Here is a 22,413-nt window from a genome sequence, read left to right as displayed (position 1 = left end):
CCTTTTGATTGCCATCCCCGGCCGCTGTGCTGGGGACATAATGGAGTGCCACCATGAAAAAAGTCCTTTTTATCATCGCCGCAGTAATGGGATTAAGTGCCTGTGCCCCACAAACTTCCGTCCAGCCGGAAGACAGCAAACTTAAGCAAGCATACAGCGCTTGTATCAATGCCAGCGAAGGTCAACCAGAAAGGCTGATTCCTTGCAAGGCGGTACTGAACGTTTTGAAACAAGAGAAAGCGCATCAAGCCTTTACCGACAAAGAAACAGTACGAGTACTGGATTACCAGCGCTGTATTGATGCGGCCCACACGGGTAATGGCCAAGCCTATGACGCGCAGTGCGGCAAACTTTGGCAAGAAATTCGCAACAACAATTGATTTAACAACAATTGATCTAACAATAATTCTGTCAGCGGCAATACTTCAGTAGCGACTTTGGCAGCGGTTATTCATTATGGATGAGGTTAGTGATGAACAAATTCAGATTAAATGCGTTAGCGGCAATCACCGCGACCTTTGGCTTGATGGGCGCTGCCCATGCAGATGCTACCAATCAACAGATTGTTGATCAACTTAGCGCTTTGAAAGTTAACTATAAAGTGTTGGATAACCGCGCGGCTGAGAATGGCGTAGATTGTGCCAAGTTGGGGGCTGACTGGGCATCATGTAATAAAGTATTGATTACTCTGACCAACACCGGGGATGAGATCAAAGGCCAGGATTGGGCTATTTACTTCCATAGTATTCGTCAAATTCTGACCGTAGATAATGATCAATTTAAAATTACTCACCTGACGGGTGATCTACATAAAATTGAACCTACTCCCAAATTTACTGGTTTCCCTGCCAATCAGTCGGTTGAAATTCCGATCACCGGCGAATACTGGCAGTTATTTGCCACTGACTTTATGCCGCGCTGGTATGCCACTTCGGGTGATGCAAAACCAAAAGTTCTGAAAAGTACTGATACTGAAGATATTAATGAATATCTGACTCAGTTTACGGGCGATCAGTGGAAACGCACTAAAGACGACAATAACGTATTAATGACGCCGGAATCTCGCTTCGTTAAAAATGAGGCGGTGAAAACATTAGCGGCGACTAACCTGCGTGGGCAAATTATCCCGACACCAATGGAAGTGAAGGTTCACCAACAAGATGCCGACTTGAGTCAAGGTGTGGCGCTTGATCTGAGTACTTTATCAAAGCCCGCTGCTGACGCGGTGATGCAGCGTTTTGAATTACTTGGCTTGAAGTTGGGTTCAACGGGGTTCCCGATTAAAACCTTAATTCAGCCGTCTGCTTTTAAAGGTGACTTAGCCGTTTCAGGGGCATATGAGCTGAAAATCGGTGAAAAGGGCGCACAAGTCATTGGTTTTGACCCTACAGGTGTATTTTACGGCCTGCAATCTATCCTTTCTTTAGTCCCGACTGATGGTAGCAAGAAGATTGCGACATTGGATGCCAAAGATGCGCCACGCTTTGAATACCGTGGTGTTTTCCTGGATGTCGGGCGTAACTTCAAAACTAAAGATGCAGTATTGCGTTTGCTCGATCAGATGGCCGCTTACAAACTGAATAAATTCCACTTCCATCTGAGCGATGATGAAGGCTGGCGTATTGAGATACCAGGCCTACCAGAACTGACCGATGTGGGCAGCAAGCGTTGCCACGATTTAACGGAAAACACCTGCTTACTGCCGCAATTGGGCTCTGGCCCAGATAGCAATAATTTGGGCTCCGGTCACTTTACCCGTGATGATTACATCGACATTTTGAAATACGCTAAAGCCCGCCAAATTGAGGTCATCCCTGAGATTGATATGCCCGCCCATGCGCGAGCAGCAGTCGTCTCAATGGAAGCTCGTTACAACAATTTGATGAAGCAGGGTAAGGAAAAAGAGGCCAACGAATTCCGCCTGGTTGACCCGACAGATGATTCCAACACGACTTCTGTTCAGTTCTATGAACGCAAAAGTTATCTCAACCCGTGTCTGGATTCGTCTAAACGCTTTGTCGACAAAGTGATTGGCGAAATGGCTGAGATGCACAAAGAAGCGGGTATGCCTCTCAACACTTGGCATTTTGGCGGTGATGAGGCGAAAAATATCCGACTGGGCGCGGGCTTCCAGGACAAAAATGGCACGATTGAGCCAGGAAAAGGCATTATTGATAAGAGTATTGAAGATAAGCCGTGGGCCAAATCACAAGTTTGTCAGGATATGGTCAAGCAAGGAAAAATTCAGGATGTTGAGCACCTTTCCAGCCACTTTGCTATTGAAGTCAGCAAGTTGGTGAATGCTCATGGCATTGAAAAAATGCAAGCCTGGCAAGACGGTCTTAAAGATGCCAAATCGTCGAAAGACTTTGCCACTAAACGGGTGGGCGTTAATTTCTGGGATACCCTCTATTGGGGCGGGGCCGATTCAATCAATGATTGGGCCAATAAAGGGTATGAAGTGGTCGCATCGAATCCGGATTATGTCTACTTCGACATGCCATATGAAGTTAACCCCAATGAGCGCGGTTATTACTGGGCAACTCGCTTTAGCGACGAAGCTAAAGTCTTTAGTTTCGCGCCGGATAACATGCCACAAAATGCGGAAACATCGGTCGACCGTGACGGTAATCATTTCAGTGCTAAAAGTGATAAACCTTGGCCTGGTGTGCACGGTATTTCCGGTCAATCGTGGAACGAAACAGTACGAACTGATGAACAAATGGAATACATGATTTTCCCTCGTGTATTACCACTGGCTGAACGTGCCTGGCATCGTGCGTCTTGGGAGCAGGATTATAAAGCTGGCCGTGAGTACAAAGGTGGCGAAACGCACATGGTTGACACCAAGGCGTTGAGTACCGATTGGCAGCGTTTTGCCAACATCATGGGCCAACGTGAATTAGCAAAACTGGATAAAGCGGGTGTGGCTTACCGCTTACCGATTCCGGGAGCACGCATTGTCGCAGGGGCGTTGGAAGCTAACATCTCCTTGCCGGGGCTGATAATTGAGTATTCCACCGATGGCGGTAAGCAATGGCAGAAATATGATGCCAAAGCACAACCTAAAGTCAGTGGCGACGTATTGATTCGTTCCATTAGCCCGGATGGTAAACGCAGTAGTCGTGCGGAGCCGGTTAAGGTTTGACTATTGCTGTCAAAGTGCTGTGTCTGATGTTAACCCCTGTTTGCTGAGGTTTAGGTAAACACTATTAAGTGAAGTTGAGTTGATGGTTTTTCCCCCGGTAAGTCCGGGGTTTTTTTTGCTTTAAATTTATGTAGGTAGCAATAGGGTATAAATAAGAATGACCACCTGACTCCCGACCGAGTTGTACTCGGATGACTGAGCGGGAAAGGCGGCCATCTTGCAGATTATTTAATTCAATAACGCTTAAAATATTTATAAATCAACGCGATAAAACTACATTATCTTTTATCGTGCGCAGATTCATTCTCACGGCAATCGCCGCTTTCACAGTGGCCGTACAGATACAGACTGTGATTGGTTAGCTTGATACCATGCTGTTTAGCAATTTCACGTTGAAGCGATTCAATGGATTCATTACTAAATTCGATCACTTTGCCGCAATCCAGGCAAATCAGGTGATCGTGATGATGTTGCTGCGTCAGCTCAAAGACTGATTTACCACCTTCGAAATTATGGCGGGTAACAATACCGGCATCATCAAACTGATTCAGTACACGGTAAACCGTTGCCAAACCAATTTCTTCACCGATGTCGATCAGCTTTTTATAAAGATCTTCCGCGCTGACGTGATGGCACACCGGATCTTGCAACACTTCCAGAATTTTAAGCCGTGGCAGTGTTACTTTAAGGCCTGCGTTTTTTAAGGCTTTGTTGTTGTCAGTCATGCGGATTCAGTCCTGTTACTATCGATTCAAATTAAGGCTGTTCAGCCTATGACATCCGTGGCGCAATATTCTCAATTGCGTCTCATTATAGAACTGCTAGCCCCAAATGAAAACCGTGGTTGTTAACAAAGATATAATTGCACACTTTGCCCGATTAATCATGCAATGTATTGATGAATGGGATTGTCGCATAATTTAAGTATATGACTGCAAAATATAAGGTTACAAATTTGTAGCAGTTTATTTTCATTTTGCACGGATGAAAGTGCGGATTTGTGGGTGGCTTAACAGAGTATAACCAGAGGGATAGAAGCAGCGGAAACGCGCGGCAATATTAAATTTCATCCTCGCGTTTCCGACATGACAAATTAACCGGTAATATCGGCCAGATTCAGTTCTTCGCTGATCTGTTTAACCCAAGCTTCAACGCGCTCATTTGTCAATTCTGGCTGACGATCTTCATCAATAGCTAAACCAATAAAGTGATCGTCATCCGCCAAGCCTTTGGATGCTTCAAAGTGGTAGCCAGATGTTGGCCAGTGACCGACGATAGCAGCACCGCGTGGTTCGATGATATCGCGCACTGTTCCCATCGCATCACAGAAATATTCTGCATAGTCTTCCTGATCGCCACAGCCAAATATAGCAACCAATTTGCCGTTGAAATCAATTTCTTCTAGTGTCGGGAAGAAATCATCCCAATCACATTGAGCTTCACCGTAATACCAGGTTGGGATACCGATGAGCAGAATATCAAAGCCTTCTAAATCTTCTTTAGTGCTTTTGGCAATGTCGTGAACCTCAGCAACATCTTTACCGAGTTGCTTTTGGATCATCTTGGCAATGTTTTCGGTATTGCCAGTATCGCTGCCAAAGAAAATGCCTACAGTTGCCATATAACTTAATACCTTTTAAATTCAAATTGTTATGCAAACTACTGAGCGTTTGACCCAATAATATAACACATGTATAGGGCCATATAATGCCAGAAAATCTCGTCGGGCCGATATCAAGATTATGCGATATTAAATTTTTGTAAGTGGCTCAACCTTATAACCTCATTGCCGATAACAGCGATGTAACCGAATGGTTGCAATTTGCAGTGAAGGAGAACAAACATGCAGTTTTTAAGAAATATTACTATCAGAGCCGCGCTGCTTTGGGTACTTGGGGCATTTTGCCTGCTATGGGGCGGCGTATCTGGTTATACGTTGCTATCGTTGAATCAACTAACTCAATCCTCTAATGCTAATAGTGTGTTAGTTGAAAACATGAATTTAGTTAATCAGGGGACGGATCAATATTTTCGGATGGTGACACGTCTTGCTCGCTGAGTCGATTACCGTCAGAGCGGCAACATTGCAGATGCAGATAAGGAACTTAAATCATCCAATGCAGCACTTGAAAATCTGAAACAGAAGTTGGCGCAGTTTACAGCCATCGACCATGCACAGATTGATCCCAAATTGGTAAATGGTGTGATTGATGGGTGGAGCGGATTGATTGATCAAGGTGTCACTCCGCTGTATGAGGCGGCAATGGCGAATAACAGTGCGGCTTATCAGGATTTAGCCAAAAAGACAGTGCCGGCGCTGAGCCGACAATATGGCTCTGTTGCGGAGAATTTTAATCAAGCTGCATCCAAGGCCATCGGGGTGGCTAAAGAACAATTTACTCACCTGACAAAAGTGAGCAGTATGATATTGATCTCTGCTTTGCTGGCCGGATTAGTGATCTTACTGGCAACCGATCGCTACCTGTTGGCTAACCTGGTTCGTCCATTGGATGACATTCGCGCACATTTTCGCGTGATTGCCTCTGGTCAACTGGGCCAACCTATTAACGATTTTGGTCGTAATTGTGTTGGGAAATTATTTCCGCTGCTACGTGATGTACAAGCCAGTTTGGCCAATACGGTAAAAGCTATCCGCAGCAGCACTGATGGGATTTATCACGGGGCGGCAGAAATTTCAGCCGGTAATACCGATTTATCATCGCGAACTGAGGAGCAGGCAGCCGCATTGGAAGAGACCGCCGCCAGTATGGAGCAGTTGACGGCAACGGTGAAACATAACGCGGATAATGCGCATCATGCCAGCCAACTGGCAGCTAATGCTTCTATTACTGCCAAAAAAGGTGGTGCGCTGGTAGTTGATGTGGTTCATACCATGGATGAGATTTCAGCCAGTTCACGCAAAATAGCTGAAATTACAACAGTGATTAATAGTATCGCTTTCCAGACCAATATTCTGGCACTGAATGCTGCGGTTGAAGCGGCCAGAGCAGGTGAACAAGGTCGCGGTTTCGCCGTGGTTGCCAGTGAAGTCCGTAATTTGGCCCAGCGCAGTGCTCAAGCGGCAAAAGAGATTGATAGCCTGATAACTGAGTCTGTTAGCCGAGTCAGTAGTGGCTCGGCTTTGGTAGAAAGTGCCGGGATAACTATGGATGAAATTGTTCGTTCCATCACCAATGTCACCGATTTAATGGGTGAGATAGCCTCGGCGTCAGATGAGCAAAGCAAAGGTATCACTCAGGTCGGACAGGCAGTGGCTGAAATGGACAGTGTGACTCAGCAAAATGCTGCGTTGGTACAGCAAGCTTCGCGCGCTGCCGCCGCGCTAGAGGAGCAAGCGACTCAGTTAAACCAAGCTGTGGCAGTGTTTAAATTGCAATCAGATGATGTGCGGACAAAATCGGTAGCCAAACCTCGGGCTACGGTATTAACGACAGCGCCTATTGCCAAGGTAGACAACAACGCAAACTGGGAAACTTTCTAAATCTGAGGTAGAGATATTGGCGTGGCGTAATCACTTACGCCACGCCGTCGTGATAACCGATAGGGTTAAAACCCTTCTTGTGAGTGTGCCAATTGAGCCAGCAACATCTGTTCAATCAGTTCACTACGGCTGATGTTACGTTGCTCAGCAAGACTATTGAGAGCGTCGACGGCATCGGCATTAATTTTCAGTTCCACGCGCCGTAAACCACGTACTTTATCGCGCCGTAGTTGATTTCGCTTATTAATTCTAAGCTGTTCATCACGGGATAATGGGTTTGTTTTCGGGCGCCCCGGACGGCGTTCATCTGCGAACAGATCCAGCGTCGTGCGATCCGTTTGTTCTTTTGCCATAGGTAGCGGTACTACAAGGGATTTACATCAGAAATCTCTGACGATTCGGTTTACACGTTTCAGGCCGATACCTTCCTGAGTTGATGCTGCTAATAACACAACAACAACCCTTCAGTTGGGTATGAACCAACAGCCTGAATTTGCATTTGCTACCCAATATCGGAGCAAATTTATAGCGCGCCATAATACCCTAGCCAACCGAGCAACGACAATGCCTTACTGTGATTAGATTGGGCTAATTCACTCTTTTTTGCACAATTTTTCCACAGGAAATACATTTCTTTTCCCCAGGGTATGATTTTTAATCAACATCTGTCGCGCATGGTTTGTTTTTTGCTCAGCGCTATTTTTCGCCAGTCCTATCTTCATCATTCTCTTCATCAATAAAGCGATGAATAGCGCGTAAGACAGAAGCAGGTTTTTCTGCATGCACCCAGTGCCCGGTTCCAGCGACAACATGGGCACGCGCTTGCGGGAATTGACGGGCAATCTCATCACGATAGCTGTCTTGAATATAAGGTGACAGTTCACCGCGAATAAACAAAATAGGATGTGGCCAAGGGGGAATAGGTTGCCAGCCAACAATATTTTCGTATTGATCCCACAATGCGGGTACGTCAAACCGCCACTCACCGTTATGGAATGATTTCAATAAGAACTGAATAACACCTTCTTCTTTTATTAATTCGCGCATCAGTTGAGCGGCTTCCTGACGTTGAGTCACACCCGCATCACTCACTGCATTGATAGCTGTGAAAATCTGATCATGGCGACGCACTTGATAATCGATGGGCGCGACATCTATTGCCACCAGTTTTTCTATGCGGTCGGGCGCTATTGCTGTCATGGCCATCGCCACTTTTCCACCCATAGAATGCCCAATAATAATCGCTTTTTTAATCTCCAGCCTTTCCATCAGTTCCAGCACATCCCGTGCCATATCGGGATAGTTCACCTCGGGTGAGCGTGGGGATAAACCGTGATCGCGCAAATCAACTTGGATAACATCGTGATCTTTATGTAAATCACGGGCTAATACACCGAGGTTATCAAGGTTACCAAATAACCCATGAATCAAGATGATCGGCAGGGAGGACGTGGGTGAAAGTGCGTTTTGTCGGCGGAAGTTTAATTTCATGGCGAAGTTCATACTGAGAGATATTGTGGTTAGGGTATCATGACTACGCGGGGGTGTGCTGCTCACGATGAGGGTTCATGTGTATTATTAAGTCGTGGCTGAGGTATTAGGAATTTATCGCGGATAAAGCCATGATAAAGGTACTCGTTAGCGCGCTTTGACTTTATAATCCTAAGATATGCATAAGAAAGTAGAAAACCGTACTGGATAAAGATGAAAACTATTGAACTCGACGAAGAACTTTATCGCTATATTGCCAGCCATACGCAACACATTGGCGAGAGTGCCTCCGACATTTTACGGCGCATGCTGAAGTTTACGGCCGGTCAGCCGGTACCTGGCTCATCTACCCATAATATTGCCGGTCATGATGTCGCCAAAACAGCTACGGCTCCAGCACCAAAGGATAGGGTTCGTGCGGTACGTGAATTACTGTTATCTGATGAATATGCTGAGCAGAATCGGGCGGTTAACCGCTTTATGTTGGTGCTTTCTACCTTATATACCTTAGATGCTCAGGCATTTGCCGAAGCGACCGAGTCCTTACATGGTCGTACTCGGGTCTATTTTGCCGGTGATCAACAAACTTTGTTGCAAAACGGGACACACACCAAGCCTAAACATGTGCCAGGTACGCCATACTGGGTTATTACCAATACCAATACCGAGCGCAAACGCAGTATGGTGCAACACATCATGCTGACAATGCAGTTCCCGCCGGATTTGACCGATAAAGTGTGCGGGACTATCTAATTTCGTTGAAACGATACCCAAAGAAGTAGGAGTTGCAGGCCGCGAATACTCCTGCAATTTGCACAATGATGGATAGATAGGGAGTAGTAACTGTGGCTAATCACCCTCGTGCCGGGCAAGCGACCCAGCAAAGCGATTTGATTAATGTTGCTCAGTTGACGTCGCAATATTATGTGTTGCAACCTGATGCTGAAAATCAGGCCCACGCAGTTAAATTTGGGACGTCAGGCCACCGTGGCAGCTCATTGCGCCACAGTTTTAATGAAGCCCATATTGTGGTAATCGCTCAGGCGATCGCTGAAGTTCGTCACCAACACGGTATTACCGGCCCGTGCTATGTGGGTAAAGATACCCATGCGTTGTCAGAGCCAGCCTTTATTTCCGTATTGGAAGTGTTGACCGCTAATGGTGTGGATGTGGTGGTGCAGCAAGATAATGGTTTCACGCCAACCCCAGCTATTTCCCACGCGATTTTGTGCTATAACGCGCAAGGCAAAGATCTGGCTGACGGCATTGTTATCACGCCGTCGCACAACCCGCCGGAAGATGGCGGTATCAAGTATAATCCACCGAATGGCGGCCCAGCCGATACCAATCTCACCTCAGTGATTGAAAAACGCGCTAATCAGTTGCTCAGTCTGAAATTAGAGGGTGTTAAGCGCCAGACACTGGATAAAGCCTGGCGTGGTAATCATCTGCGTGAGCAGGATTTGATTCAGCCATACGTAGAAGATTTGGTCGATGTCGTTGATATTCCTGCTATTCAAAATGCTGGTTTGAAGTTAGGTGTTGATCCGCTTGGTGGCTCCGGTATTGCTTATTGGCAACGTATTGCTGAGCACTATAAGCTAGATCTAACATTGGTTAATGATTCCATTGATCAGACTTTCCGCTTTATGCATCTGGACCATGATGGCGTGATCCGTATGGATTGTTCATCAGAATGCGCGATGGCGGGTTTGCTGGCTTTGCGTGATAAATTCGATTTGGCTTTTGCCAACGATCCCGATTATGACCGTCACGGTATCGTTACGCCTGCCGGTTTGATGAATCCGAATCATTATCTTGCGGTATCAATCAATTACCTGTTCCAGCACCGTCCACAGTGGGGCGCTGATGTGGCAGTGGGTAAGACGTTGGTATCCAGCGCGATGATAGATAGAGTGGTTGCTGATTTGGGCCGTAAGCTGGTGGAAGTGCCGGTGGGTTTTAAATGGTTTGTTGATGGTTTGTACGACGGCAGCTTTGGATTCGGTGGTGAAGAGAGCGCCGGAGCATCCTTCCTGCGCTTTAATGGCAAACCTTGGTCGACCGATAAAGACGGTATTATCATGTGCTTGCTGGCGGCTGAAATCACTGCGGTGACCGGTAAAAATCCACAACAACACTATGATGGTTTAGCGCAACGCTTTGGTGCGCCAAGCTATAACCGTATTCAGGCTCCGGCAACGCAGGCGCAGAAAAATGCCTTGTCTAAATTGTCCCCTGAAATGGTGAAAGCCAGTACGCTGGCAGGCGATGCTATCACCGCGCGTTTAACCGCAGCACCGGGCAATGGTGCATCCATTGGTGGGCTGAAAGTGATGACGGAAAATGGTTGGTTTGCAGCGCGACCATCGGGTACCGAAGATGCCTACAAGATTTATTGTGAAAGCTTCCTTGGTGCAGAGCATCGCGAAAAGATAGAGCAGGAAGCAGTTGATATTGTCAGCGATGTATTGGCAGGTAAGCCGTAGTCTCGGGCAAGAAATAGCGCCAGTTGGCGCTATTTCGCCAGAGGGAGTATCAATAAGGTTTAAATTTTATTAATTCCTGGCAGTGATACAACTATTAGTGAAATTATTTATGGCTGAATTCCAGTATTTTATATTGGCCTGTTAAGCCTCTTTGCGCGCAAAGGAAGACAACGCATGTACAATCGGGTCAATATCAGGCAAGTTTACGCTAAAATATAGCGTATCTTCTGTATACCTCTCTCGCAATACATTATTCTTCTCTTTTAGTACTTCCTCAATTTTTTATCATCACCGATAATAATATTTTTATGATTATTATCAATAACTTAATTCATGATATTTTTATGTCCTTTGGGGAGGGTATCTTTATTCGGATAGGATGTTACGGAGGGTGTCATATGATGAATGAGATGGAGTGCAGAGATATATTTTAAATTCAGAGTTTAAGCTTTGTAAAAAATACGTTATGTGAAGATCGGTAAATTGAATTTTTTTTATTTCCTTATTAAGGATTAATTATCCTAATGCCACCATTAAGGCTCCGGCGGTAATAAATGCTACGCCTAGCCCCGCAATTAAAGAAATTTTCTCTCCAAACAGAATAAAAGCCAAAATAACCGCGAAAACCACACTGAGTTTGTCTATTGGTGCGACTTGGGAGACATTGCCATTTTTGATAGCCATAAAGTAGAACAGCCAGGATAATGCGCCAGCAACACCACTCAGTACCACAAACAATAGCGCTTTTTTATCTGCTAATACGGTGCCGACCATATTAAATTTCCCTTGTATAACGACTACGCCAACTAGAAATAACGCCATCACCACAGCGCGAACAGCGGTTGCGGTATTGGCATCCAAATGCTGCAAACCTATTTTACCGAAGATAGCAACCAGCGAAGCGGAGAGGGCAGACAGCAGGGCGTAAATCAACCAAGTGCTCATAATAAATAAGACCTATTATCATTAAAATCCTGATGTTACGCCGTTAGGTTTATTATTCATAGCCTTAAAAGAATTTTATAGTGAATAAATGGTTAAGGTATAAAACGATAGCCGACACCGGTCTCTGTAATTAAGTGCTGCGGTCGGGTAGGGTCACTTTCTAATTTCTGGCGTAAGTGGCCCATATAAATGCGCAGATAGTGGTTGTGCTCGACATAATTAGGCCCCCAGACTTGGTTGAGTAATTGGCGTTGGGTAATGACTTTACCCGCATTGGCCAATAATGCTGAAAGTAAGCGAAATTCGATGGGGGTCAGGTGGAGGTCAACACCGGCGCGTGTGACTTGGCGGTTAATTAAATCCACACTGACATCAGCAAAACTCACTAACGGGCTTTCCTGGCTGCCGCCACTATGACGGCGCAAAGCCACCCGTACTCGAGCAAGTAATTCACTAATACCAAAAGGTTTGCTGAGATAGTCATCGGCGCCAGCATCCAGCGCTGCGACTTTGTCTTCTTCGCTGCTACGGGCCGATAACACAATAATAGGGATGGCGCTCCACTGGCGCAGATCCTGAATATAAGTCAGGCCGTCACCATCTGGCAAACCCAAATCCAAAATGATCAGATCCGGTTTGCGTGTGCCAGCCTCAATCAGCCCCCGTTGTAGGGTATCGCTTTCAAATACGCGCCAGCCTTCACTCTCCAGCGCAATGCGGACAAAGCGGCGGATCTCTTTTTCATCTTCTACGATGAGAATATTAGTCGGAGATATAGTCATTTTTCAGCATCAATATTTTCACCTTCAATTTCCGGCGCTTTCTCCAGTGGCAAGGTAAAGTGGAAACTCGCACCACCCTCTTGACTCTTTTCAACCCAGATACGCCCACCATGTACATCAATAATGGCATGGCAAATGGCTAAACCCAAGCCCACCCCTGGAATCGCTGACTCTTTGTTACCACGAGAAAATTTATCAAAAATAAGCTGTTCCTGCCCAGCCGTGACTCCAGGGCCATTATCCCAGACTTCGACATTGAGCCACTCACCTTGCACTGTGGCGCGAATCCCTAGTAATGCGTCGTAACCGGCATATTTATGGGCATTTTCCAGTAGATTGATAAACACCCGTTCCAACAAGCTGCCATCACAATTGATCAACACCATTTCATCCGGTAATTCGACACGAATATGGTGATGATTCAAGGTGGTTTCCAGCATATGTAACGCGCTACCGACGATCTCTTCCAGTGACTGCCACTCTTTGCGTAGATTAAATCCGCCCGATTGGATGCGGGCCATATCGAGCAAATTGTTGACCAGTCGGGTGGTGCTTAGTACTTGTTGACGAATTTGGTTCGCTTGCGGCGCGTGGCGTGAGCCTTCAGCTGCCAAATCCAGTGTCAGGATTTCTGCCTGGCCAAATAGCACTGTCAGCGGCGTACGTAAATCATGAGAAAGCGCTGCGAGCAGAGAATTACGTAGTTGCTCGCGTTCTGCATCCAGCTTGGCCAATTCGGCGCTGCGGGCCAGATGCAACCTTTCTAATGCGTTGGCAATCAGGCTGGTAAAGGTTTGCAGCAAACGCTGTTGCTCCGGCACCATGAGTTGACGCAAATTGGCCGGTTCAATTGCCAGTACACCATAAGTTTGTTTCGCTGCGGTAAGTGGCAGCAATTGATAAGGCACTCCCGGCAAGGTATCGGTACCGGCTCCAGCGGATGCGCCGTTGTTAAAGCTCCAGCGGGCAATGGCCTCGTCAACAGAAAGTGCAGCACCTTCGTCGGTAGTGATTTGTTGCAAGCGTCCATCCTCTTGTGGCAGTAACAGGTCAGTTTTGGCCTGAAAACTGCTGGAAAGAAAATGACGGCTGGTTTTGGCAATATCCGTCGGAGTAAGGGCACGGCTTAATCCGCGAGACATTTCATACAGATGTCGCGCGCGTTGCTCGCGGTAACGAGCAATTCTGGCTTGATAACGCACACCAGCAGTCAAGTTCCCGACCACGATACCGACAATCAGCATGACAGCAAAAGTCAGCAGATATTGCACGTCAGTGACCGCCAGTGACCAGTGTGGTTGGACAAAGAACAGATCGAAACTGGCAACATTGATAACAGCCGCCAATACCGAAGGCCAGCGACCATAGAATAGAGCAATAATGACCACACCCAGCAAGTAAACCATCACCAGGTTGGCTTGGTCGAATCCCGGTATTAGCCATTGCGATAATACGGTGATCAGCGCGCACAAGCCGATGGCAGCGGCACAGCCGCGTAATTGCATGCGCCATTTTTCAGTAAAAGTACGAGAGTCGGTCTCTTTCACTGCATTGGCCTGGTTATCGCCTTCCAGTGCAATAATCACTAGATCCAAATCTGGCCCGAGTTTCCCCAAGCGGTCGGCAAAGCTGCCACGTAATTTCCAGTGTTTCTCCGTACGGCGGCCAATAATGATTTTGCCCAAATTATGTTCGCGGGCGTAACGTAATATTGCCTGTTCTTCACAAGCTTCAGATAAGGTTGCCGTTTCTGCCCCGAGTTCTTGTGCCAGTTTGAGGGTGCGCAGAATGGCACGGCGCTTAGCTTCGGGCAGACGGTGCAAACGAGGGGTTTCAACATAGACCGCGTGCCAGATACACCCTAACCGTGCTGCCAATCTGGCAGCTGTGCGCACCAGTTTTTCATTACCGCTATTATGGCCGATACACAATAAGATGGCATCGCGGGTGTGCCAAACACGCTCGCGCCCTTGTGTATCGCGAAACGCGCGCATCTGGTCGTCAACCCGATCAGCAGTACGGCGTAGGGCCAGTTCGCGTAATGCAATCAAGTTACCTTTGCGAAAGAAATGCTCAATAGCCCGTTCCGCCTGCCCAGGGATGTACACTTTGCCTTCATTGAGGCGTTGGCGCAGGTCATCGGGGGGAAGATCGACTAAAACCACTTCCGTGGCTTCATCAAACATATGGTCAGGTACAGTTTCCCGTACCCGAATACCCGTTACTCCCCCGACGACATCATTCAGGCTTTCCAAATGTTGCACATTGACAGTGGTGAGCACATCAATACCGGCATCCAACAGCTCTTCCACATCTTGCCAGCGTTTTGGGTGGCGTGAGCCATGAGCATTACTGTGTGCCAGCTCATCCATCAGGATCAAGGCTGGATGGCGGGCGAGGGCAGCATCTAAATCAAACTCGCGCACCTGGCGATTGCGGTGATGAATCCGCTTTTGTGGCAGGATATCTAGCCCCGCCAGTAATGCGGCCGTTTCGCTGCGTCCGTGAGTTTCTACCACGCCGACCAACACATCCAGCCCTTGAGCACGTAGGCGCTGGGCTTCTTGTAGCATGGCGTAGGTTTTGCCCACCCCCGCGCAAGCCCCAAAAAAGACTTTTAGCCGACCGCCAGACTTTTCATTCGCAGCTGCAAGCAGGCTGTCAGGGTTTGGGCGGGTTGGTTCTGCATCCACCATGTTATGTCCTTAAGATTTTGTCGAAGTCGCTGGGACTTTTACATGGCTTTGGGCATCCAGCGCCATATTCAGGTTCAGTACGTTGACCACGGATTCACCAAAAAAATTAGGTGTCGCTTTTTGTACATTGCTATCAATCAACTGTTTCACCTCAGAGAGCGACATCTGGCGAATGCTGGCAATACGTGGCGCTTGATAATAGGCCGCTTCCAGTGAAATTTGCGGATCAAGGCCACTGGCGGAAGCGGTCACCAGATCAACCGGCACCGGCCCTGTTTGCGTCGGATTTGCCTGACGCAGTGATTTTACGCGCTCAGTGATGGCTTTATCCAGTTCTGGGTTGCTGATAGCCAGATTGCTGCCACCGGATGCCATTGGATTATAAGGCATATCTGCTGTCACTGATGGGCGTCCGGAAAAATACCCCGGCTGGGTAAAGTTTTGGCCGATCAAACTGGAGCCGACAACTTCATCACCCAGCATAACCAGTGATCCGGTTGCTTGCTGTGAAAACATCAGTTTGGCCAGCCCGGTCGTCAGCAGAGGATAAGCTATTCCGGTGATAAGTGTCAGTAATATCAGTAAAACCAGCGCTGGGCGCAGGTATGACATGCGGGTGGTGGATGACATGTTGGTGGTCGATGACATCTTCTATTACCTCAATTTGAGTCTTATAACCGGCCACCGTCAAAGCGCGGTGGCCATTGAAAAATATTGTTCGCCGGGCAGTTAACTCATTATCAAGGCGGTCAGCACCAGGTCGATGAGTTTGATACCGACAAATGGCACCAATAAGCCACCCAAACCATAAATCCACAGATTACGGCGCAGTAGGGCGGCGGCGCTCATCGCCTTATAACTGACCCCTTTTAGGGCCAACGGAATCAAGAACACGATGATCAGCGCATTAAAGATAACCGCCGACAATATTGCTGAGGCCGGTGAGTGCAACTGCATCACATTCAGGGCGTTGAGCTGTGGGTAAGTCGCCGCAAATGCAGCCGGAATAATGGCAAAATATTTGGCGACGTCGTTGGCGATACTGAAGGTGGTCAATGAGCCACGGGTCATCAACATTTGCTTGCCAATATGAACCACTTCAATCAACTTGGTCGGATTAGAGTCTAAATCCACCATGTTACCAGCCTCTTTGGCGGCTTGAGTCCCCGAGTTCATCGCTACCGCCACGTCAGCTTGTGCCAGCGCGGGGGCGTCGTTGGTGCCATCGCCAGTCATTGCGACCAGTCGGCCTTCTGCTTGATATTGACGAATCAATGCCAATTTGGCTTCCGGCGTAGCTTCGGCCAGAAAATCATCCACTCCTGCTTCAGCGGCAATGGCTGCTGCTGTTAGCCGGTTATCGCCGGTGATCATCACGGTTTTGATGCCCATTTTACGCAATTCCGCAAAACGTTCTTTAATGCCACCTTTAACAATATCTTTTAGTGCAACCACACCCAACACTCGAGCGCCATCAGCTACCACCAATGGTGTCCCCCCGGTACGCGCGACACTTTCTACGGCATCTTCTACTGCGCGTGGGAAGTGGCCCTGATTAGATTCCACATGACGGCGGATAGCATCGACAGCTCCTTTACGAATCATCCGGTCCTGAACATTGACACCACTCATCCGTGTTTGCGCGGAGAAGGGCACAAAGGTGGCATTCAGGCTATGCAAGTCGCGTTCGCGCAAGTTAAAACGCTGTTTCGCCAGCACCACAATGCTGCGGCCTTCAGGTGTTTCGTCGGCCAGAGATGAAAGTTGCGCGGCATCCGCAAGTTGTTGCTCGGTAACACCCGGTGCCGGTAAAAACTCGGATGCCTGGCGGTTACCCAAAGTGATGGTGCCGGTTTTATCCAGCAGCAGCACATCAACATCTCCTGCCGCTTCAACTGCGCGCCCGCTGGTGGCGATGACATTAGCCCCTAGCATGCGGCTCATCCCGGCAACGCCAATGGCAGAGAGCAAACCGCCGATAGTAGTTGGGATCAGGCAAACTAGCAGTGCGACCAACACGGTGATAGTGACCGGTGAGCCGGCTTGATTAGCCTCAACACTGAAGACTGAGAATGGATACAACGTCGCGGTTGCCAGTAAGAAGACGATAGTCAGTGCCACCAGCAAAATGGTCAATGCCACTTCGTTTGGTGTTTTGCGCCGTTTCGCGCCTTCAACCATGGCAATCATTCTGTCGAGGAAAGTTTCGCCGGGGTTAACGCTGCACTCGACCACCAGCCAGTCTGATAACACGCGAGTCCCGCCGGTAACGGAGGAGAAATCGCCACCGGATTCGCGGATAACCGGAGCAGATTCACCGGTAATGGCGCTTTCATCGACGGAGGCACCGCCTTCCAGCACTTCACCATCGCAGGGCACGGTGTCGCCCGCTTCAATCAGTACTACATCGCCTTTGCGCAGACTGTCGGCAGAGACTTTCTCTTGCGGCGCATCAAAGCGAGCTTCGGACAGTTTTTTCGCCCAACTGGTTTTTTTCACACCGCGCAGGCTTTCGGCTTGCGCTTTACTGCGCCCCTCGGCCAGTGCTTCAGCAACGTTGGCAAACAGTACGGTAAACCACAGCCACAAGGAAACACTGCCGGTAAACATGGCGCTGCCGGTGGTTTGCCCGCTTAAAATAGCCAACCAAATCAGGGTGGTTAGCCCACTGCCCAGATACACCACGAACATCACCGGGTTACGCCACTGAACCCGAGGATCCAGTTTCTTCACGGCATCAAGCAGTGCAGTGCGAACCAGTGCAGGCTCAAAAATTGCACGTTGTTTGCGGGTCATCGTCATTCTCTCTTTTTGTTAAAATAATTAACGTGTTAACCAAACTTGAAGATGTTCGGCGACCGGGCCTAAGGCCAGTGCTGGGATAAAGGTCAATGCGCCCACCAATAACACGGTGCCCACCAGTAAGCCGATGAACAGTGGCCCTACAGTCGGTAGGGTGCCGTTGCCCGCCGGTTGGCGTTTCTTCGCCACCAAGGAGCTGGCAATCGCCAACACGGGCAAAATGACCCCGAATCGCCCCAAAAACATTGCTGCAGCCAGTAACAGGTTATAAAACGGTGTATTGACACTTAGGCCAGCGAAGGCGCTGCCGTTGTTGTTGGCTGCCGAGGATAGGGCGTAGAGCACTTCACTAAAGCCATGTGCGCCGGGGTTCAGAATGCCTGCGCGGCCAGCATCGGTGCAGAGTGCTAGTGCGGTGCCTAGTAGCACGACGGCGGGCGTGACCAGAATGGCCAGCGCGGTCATTTTCATATCGAATACATCAATTTTCTTGCCAAGATATTCTGGGGTACGGCCAATCATCAGCCCGGCAATAAACACCGTCAGTAGCACGAATAACAGCATGCCGTATAAACCAGAACCGACGCCGCCAAACACCACTTCGCCAATCTGCATCAGCCACATCGGCACCATGCCCCCTAGCGCGGTAAAGGAGTCGTGCATGGCGTTAACCGCACCACAAGATGCCGCGGTAGTGACGACGGCATACATGCTGGTGGCGAGAATACCGAAGCGTGACTCCTTACCTTCCATATTGATATTACTGTCAGCACCCAGCTTGATGAGATGAGGGTTACCGGCCAGCTCGGCGTACATCACGACCACCACCGCCACCACGAAAATCAGCGACATAGCCCAGATAAGCGCATGGCCTTGGCGGGTATCCCCAACCACCTGCCCGAAAGCGAAGCACAGGGCGCAAGGGATAAGGAAAATAGCGAGCATCTGGACAACGTTGCTAAATGCTGTCGGGTTCTCAAATGGATGGGCAGAGTTGGCACCAAAGAAGCCTCCCCCATTGGTTCCCAGCATTTTTATTGCTTCTTGTGAGGCCACTGGCCCCATCGGTAAGGTCTGTTTTACGCCTTCCAATGTGGTGATATGCAGGTAGCCATCCAGATTTTGTAATACCCCCTGACTGACAAAAATAAGAGCAATTATCAGTGCAATCGGCAATAAGACATATAACGTGATGCGTACCAAATCGACCCAAGCATTGCCTAATGTGACTGCCGAATGACGGGCAAATGCACGAATCAGTGCAAAAGCAACCGCAATACCGGTGGCGGCAGAGAGAAAGTTCTGTACGGTCAGGCCGGCCATTTGGCTGAGATAGCTGAGGGTGTTTTCACCACTGTAGGCTTGCCAGTTGGTGTTAGTCACAAAACTGACCGCCGTATTTAGCGCCAGATGCCACGACATCCCTGGCATATTTTCCGGGTTCAGGGGTAATGAACCTTGCATCATTAACAGGGCGAACAGCAGCGCAATGCCCAGAATATTAAACAGGAGAATAGCCAGCGCATATTGCCAGCCATTCATCTCGACATTTTTTACGCCACTGCACCGCCATAAACCGGCCTCAATTTTTTGCAATGGCATAAAGGGTTCGCCTTCGATAAGGCGTGCCAGAAAGCTTCCCAATGGACGGGCTAACACCAACAAAATCAGCATAAAGCTGGTGATAAGCAGAAATCCTGATGCTGCCATTTAAAAGTCCTCCGCATTAAATAAGGCATAAACCAGATAGCCCAGTAGCAGCAGAACCAGCAATCCACCATAAATGATGCTGACACTCACGATATACCTCCACAGGTCTTATTTTTGATAACTCAGTTTTTGATAGCTCAGTTTTTGATAGCTCAGTTTTTGATAACAACAGCTTAGGAAGTTGTAAGAAAAGTTCTTGATAAAAAAATAGGAAGGCGTGTAAAAAAAGTATAAAAACGTGCAAAAAATAAGCTAAAAATGCGTGTAAATTAACCAGTGGCGCTGTGCAGTATTCAATTGAGTTAGCGGAGTAGATATTTACTGGGTAAATACACCCAGTTTTCTAATTGATAAATTGCCAGTAACGCGGATGCAACAAAATATAAGATTGGATTAACCTTGCTGTAACAAAATTACAGAATGGATGTTTTTTTTCTTTTTTTATGCGATTGAGTGGTCGGATGAGTGGTAAAGTTTCAACCAATGCGGTAAAATTTTGCTCAGTTTCCAATTTGTTTATTTTACTTTCAACGCCAAGCGGTAATAGGCCTGCGCTTAATAGGGTTAGCTGTTACACAACGGCGTTTTAAAGGAGGGTTATTATGTCCATTTACAACGCATACCCATTACATCAAGTGATCTTGCGGCGTATTGCTGTAATTTTGGTGGGGTTATTGGCGCTGCCTGTCATGCTATTTCGCAAGGATCGCGCCCGTTTTTATAGCTATTTGCACCGTATCTGGGTCAAAACCAGTGATAAACCGGTGTGGTTGGCACAGTCAGAAACGGCACCGCAATATTTTTACTGAGATAAACTATCGGGTTTACAGCGGTAAATTGCAGTAAAGTGAAAGGCTCATGAGTGAATGCTCATGGGCCTTTTTATTGATTTATGGAGAATGGGATGCCACAAAACAATCAGGTGAAGCAGAGTCTTGAATATTGCCATGCGCGCGATGAACTTGATGCGCTATGTGCAGCAGGTATCACTCGAGGCCAATTGATGGCGTTTCATAGTCGCTATAAATTAGTGTTATTGGCACATTCACAGCCAGAGTACCGTGATATTGGGCCTTTTATTGCGGAAATGGATAAATGGTCGTCACTGACTGAATTTACTGCTGAGTATCGCCAGCGTTTGCTACAGCTACTCTCCCATTCTCCAACAGTGGCGAACCATACCAATGTATTGATGCATGTGCAGGGCTATTTCCGACCTTATCTCACTTCTACGCAACGTCAGGCGTTAGCGCAACTGATTGACCAATATCGCTTAGGTGAATTGCCCCTAAGTGTGCCTATCGCCCAGATAACCGCTTATATGATTGAGTTTCCAAATGACTATTTAGCCAGTCAGCACTATTTTACCTTTTACTCAGAGCAAGGATAAGCAATGGCTACGCATCTGGTCTGGTTTCGTAATGACTTACGCATCACTGATAATTTGGCACTGCATACAGCATGTCAGGACTCACAAGCGACGGTAATTGCGGTGTTTATTGCTACCCCTGCACAATGGGCTGCACATGATATGGCACCGCGGCAGGCCGCATTTTTGCGCCAAAACCTGCAATTGCTACAGGATGCACTCGCCGCGCGGGCGATCCCACTGCACTATCATCAGTGTAATGATTTTAAGGATTCGATTACTTGGTTGGATGATTTTTGTCAGCAACAGCAAGTGGATGCACTGTATTATAACTATCAGTATGAGTTGAATGAACGGATGCGCGATGAGGCATTGATAACAAAGCTGGGTCATCGTGCGATTGCTTGCTATGGTTTTCATGACAGTGTGTTATTACCGCCGGGCAGTGTCCTGACGGGTAATAATGAAATGTATAAAGTGTTCACTCCGTTTCGCCGTGCTTTTATCCAGCGTTTAATGATGAGTGATTGCAGCAGTGTCCCCGCCCCGAAAGCTCGTACCACTGCAGCGGTGAGCCCCTCACAGCCCTTGGCTCCGTTCGATTACCCGCAACAACCGGTAGACAGCCAGCTATTTCCGGCGGGTGAAGAAGCGGCGTTACAGCGCTTGCGCAGTTTTTGTCGCGAAGATGTTCAGGATTATCAGCAGCAACGTGATTTTCCCGCAGTGGCTGGCACTAGTTGCCTTTCACCTTATCTTGCGCTGGGAATTCTTTCCCCCCGTCAGTGTGTTAACCGCCTACGTGCTGAATGCCCAGAGGTGCTGGAAAATGCCGAGGGAGGGGCTTTTATTTGGCTTAATGAATTGATCTGGCGTGAATTTTATCGCCATTTATTGGTGGCTTATCCACGATTATGCCAGCATCATCCCTTTATTGGTTGGACTGATGCAGTACTATGGAATCACTCCAAACAGCAATTAATCGCCTGGCAGCAGGGGCGAACAGGTTATCCTATTGTCGATGCAGCCATGCGGCAACTAAATGAAACTGGTTGGATGCATAACCGCCTGCGGATGATCAGCGCTAGTTTTCTGGTTAAAGATTTGCTCATCGACTGGCGACAAGGCGAACGCTATTTTATGTCGCAACTGCTGGACGGTGATTTGGCTGCGAATAATGGCGGCTGGCAATGGGCTGCTTCTACCGGGACAGACGCCGCGCCCTATTTTCGTATTTTTAATCCCACAACACAGGGTGAGCGTTTTGATCAAAGCGGCGCGTTTATTCGCCGCTGGTTACCTGAATTGGCGTCAGTACCAGACAGTGATATCCATCAGCCGTGGCGTTGGGCCGAGCGGCAACAGCAATCATTGGATTACCCACCACCGCTGGTGGACCATAAGCAGGCCAGATTGGCGACACTCGCGGCGTTTGAAGCCGCTAAGCGGGATGGCAGCAAGGATCCCTAACAACAAGGA

General features: G+C 48.0%; 18 protein-coding genes and 1 pseudogene. 8 read left to right on the top strand and 11 right to left on the bottom strand.

Annotation, left to right across the window (positions count from 1 at the left end; all coding sequences use genetic code 11):
• The first annotated feature begins 53 nt into the window (after window positions 1-53).
• Window positions 54-380 (top strand): ChiQ/YbfN family lipoprotein, encoded by a 327-nt coding sequence (chiQ, locus tag ACF3VQ_RS14655; protein ID WP_392431878.1) that lies wholly within the window; start codon window positions 54-56, stop codon window positions 378-380.
• 92 nt (window positions 381-472) lie between these two features.
• Window positions 473-3,148, top strand: a complete 2,676-nt coding sequence (locus ACF3VQ_RS14650) for a beta-N-acetylhexosaminidase (protein ID WP_392431876.1) — start codon at window positions 473-475, stop codon at window positions 3,146-3,148.
• A 278-nt stretch (window positions 3,149-3,426) separates the two neighbouring features.
• On the opposite strand, the gene fur is transcribed toward ACF3VQ_RS14650, so the two are convergent.
• Window positions 3,427-3,873, bottom strand: coding sequence for a ferric iron uptake transcriptional regulator (fur, locus tag ACF3VQ_RS14645; protein ID WP_005163370.1), 447 nt, complete (start codon window positions 3,871-3,873; stop codon window positions 3,427-3,429).
• Window positions 3,874-4,241: 368 nt separating this feature from the next.
• Window positions 4,242-4,769: a flavodoxin FldA gene (gene fldA / locus ACF3VQ_RS14640; RefSeq protein ID WP_392431873.1), complete on the bottom strand. Its 528-nt coding sequence runs from the start codon at window positions 4,767-4,769 to the stop codon at window positions 4,242-4,244.
• Window positions 4,770-4,991: 222 nt separating this feature from the next.
• Between fldA and ACF3VQ_RS14635 the strand changes: the two are divergent.
• A pseudogene (locus tag ACF3VQ_RS14635) lies at window positions 4,992-6,650 on the top strand (methyl-accepting chemotaxis protein).
• Window positions 6,651-6,715: 65 nt separating this feature from the next.
• Here the strand turns inward: ACF3VQ_RS14635 and ybfE are convergent.
• A complete protein-coding gene (ybfE, locus tag ACF3VQ_RS14630; protein ID WP_005163374.1) occupies window positions 6,716-7,003 on the bottom strand; it encodes a LexA regulated protein in 288 nt (95 codons plus the stop codon).
• A 343-nt stretch (window positions 7,004-7,346) separates the two neighbouring features.
• A complete protein-coding gene (ybfF, locus tag ACF3VQ_RS14625; RefSeq protein WP_392431871.1) occupies window positions 7,347-8,141 on the bottom strand; it encodes an esterase in 795 nt (264 codons plus the stop codon).
• A gap of 213 nt (window positions 8,142-8,354) precedes the next feature.
• On the opposite strand from ybfF, the gene seqA reads away from it, so the two are divergent.
• Together seqA and pgm are read left to right on the top strand one after the other, a co-directional pair.
• Window positions 8,355-8,894 (top strand): replication initiation negative regulator SeqA, encoded by a 540-nt coding sequence (seqA, locus tag ACF3VQ_RS14620; RefSeq protein ID WP_392431869.1) that lies wholly within the window; start codon window positions 8,355-8,357, stop codon window positions 8,892-8,894.
• A gap of 92 nt (window positions 8,895-8,986) precedes the next feature.
• A complete protein-coding gene (pgm, locus tag ACF3VQ_RS14615; RefSeq protein WP_392431867.1) occupies window positions 8,987-10,630 on the top strand; it encodes a phosphoglucomutase (alpha-D-glucose-1,6-bisphosphate-dependent) in 1,644 nt (547 codons plus the stop codon).
• A 516-nt stretch (window positions 10,631-11,146) separates the two neighbouring features.
• Here pgm and ACF3VQ_RS14610 read toward each other — a convergent pair.
• The 7 genes from ACF3VQ_RS14610 to ACF3VQ_RS14580 all read right to left on the bottom strand — a co-directional run bounded on the left by ACF3VQ_RS14610 (window position 11,147) and on the right by ACF3VQ_RS14580 (window position 19,655).
• A complete protein-coding gene (locus tag ACF3VQ_RS14610) occupies window positions 11,147-11,575 on the bottom strand; it encodes an EamA family transporter (RefSeq protein WP_392431865.1) in 429 nt (142 codons plus the stop codon).
• Between the two features lie 92 nt (window positions 11,576-11,667).
• On the bottom strand, window positions 11,668-12,357 hold the full coding sequence (gene kdpE, locus ACF3VQ_RS14605) for a two-component system response regulator KdpE (RefSeq protein WP_392431863.1): 690 nt from the start codon (window positions 12,355-12,357) through the stop codon (window positions 11,668-11,670).
• The gene (gene kdpD, locus ACF3VQ_RS14600) at window positions 12,354-15,053 is read right to left on the bottom strand and encodes a two-component system sensor histidine kinase KdpD (protein WP_392431861.1); all 2,700 of its coding nucleotides are present in this window, start codon (window positions 15,051-15,053) and stop codon (window positions 12,354-12,356) included. Before kdpD ends, kdpE begins: the two co-directional genes overlap by 4 nt.
• Window positions 15,054-15,062: 9 nt before the next feature.
• Window positions 15,063-15,701 (bottom strand): potassium-transporting ATPase subunit KdpC, encoded by a 639-nt coding sequence (gene kdpC, locus ACF3VQ_RS14595; protein ID WP_392431859.1) that lies wholly within the window; start codon window positions 15,699-15,701, stop codon window positions 15,063-15,065.
• Window positions 15,702-15,782: 81 nt separating this feature from the next.
• A complete protein-coding gene (gene kdpB / locus ACF3VQ_RS14590) occupies window positions 15,783-17,849 on the bottom strand; it encodes a potassium-transporting ATPase subunit KdpB (protein WP_392431857.1) in 2,067 nt (688 codons plus the stop codon).
• 27 nt (window positions 17,850-17,876) lie between these two features.
• Window positions 17,877-19,565, bottom strand: coding sequence for a potassium-transporting ATPase subunit KdpA (gene kdpA, locus ACF3VQ_RS14585; protein ID WP_392431855.1), 1,689 nt, complete (start codon window positions 19,563-19,565; stop codon window positions 17,877-17,879).
• Complete coding sequence (locus tag ACF3VQ_RS14580) at window positions 19,566-19,655, bottom strand: K(+)-transporting ATPase subunit F (RefSeq protein ID WP_392431854.1); 90 nt, start codon at window positions 19,653-19,655, stop codon at window positions 19,566-19,568. It abuts the gene before it with no gap.
• 512 nt (window positions 19,656-20,167) lie between these two features.
• Between ACF3VQ_RS14580 and ACF3VQ_RS14575 the strand changes: the two genes are divergently transcribed.
• The 3 genes from ACF3VQ_RS14575 to phrB all read left to right on the top strand — a co-directional run bounded on the left by ACF3VQ_RS14575 (window position 20,168) and on the right by phrB (window position 22,404).
• The gene (locus ACF3VQ_RS14575) at window positions 20,168-20,374 is read left to right on the top strand and encodes a YbfA family protein (protein ID WP_392431852.1); all 207 of its coding nucleotides are present in this window, start codon (window positions 20,168-20,170) and stop codon (window positions 20,372-20,374) included.
• 95 nt (window positions 20,375-20,469) lie between these two features.
• Window positions 20,470-20,955: a YbgA family protein gene (locus ACF3VQ_RS14570; protein ID WP_392431850.1), complete on the top strand. Its 486-nt coding sequence runs from the start codon at window positions 20,470-20,472 to the stop codon at window positions 20,953-20,955.
• A gap of 3 nt (window positions 20,956-20,958) precedes the next feature.
• Window positions 20,959-22,404 carry a deoxyribodipyrimidine photo-lyase gene (gene phrB / locus ACF3VQ_RS14565; protein WP_392431848.1) on the top strand — a complete coding sequence of 482 codons (1,446 nt, stop codon included), beginning with the start codon at window positions 20,959-20,961 and terminating at the stop codon, window positions 22,402-22,404.
• The last annotated feature ends 9 nt before the right edge of the window (window positions 22,405-22,413 follow it).

Source organism: Yersinia fenwicki (genome assembly GCF_043099325.1).
Taxonomy (GTDB): Bacteria; Pseudomonadota; Gammaproteobacteria; order Enterobacterales; family Enterobacteriaceae; genus Yersinia.
The sequence above is the reverse complement of the archived record's forward strand: the minus strand, read 5'-3'. Positions and strand labels throughout refer to the sequence as shown.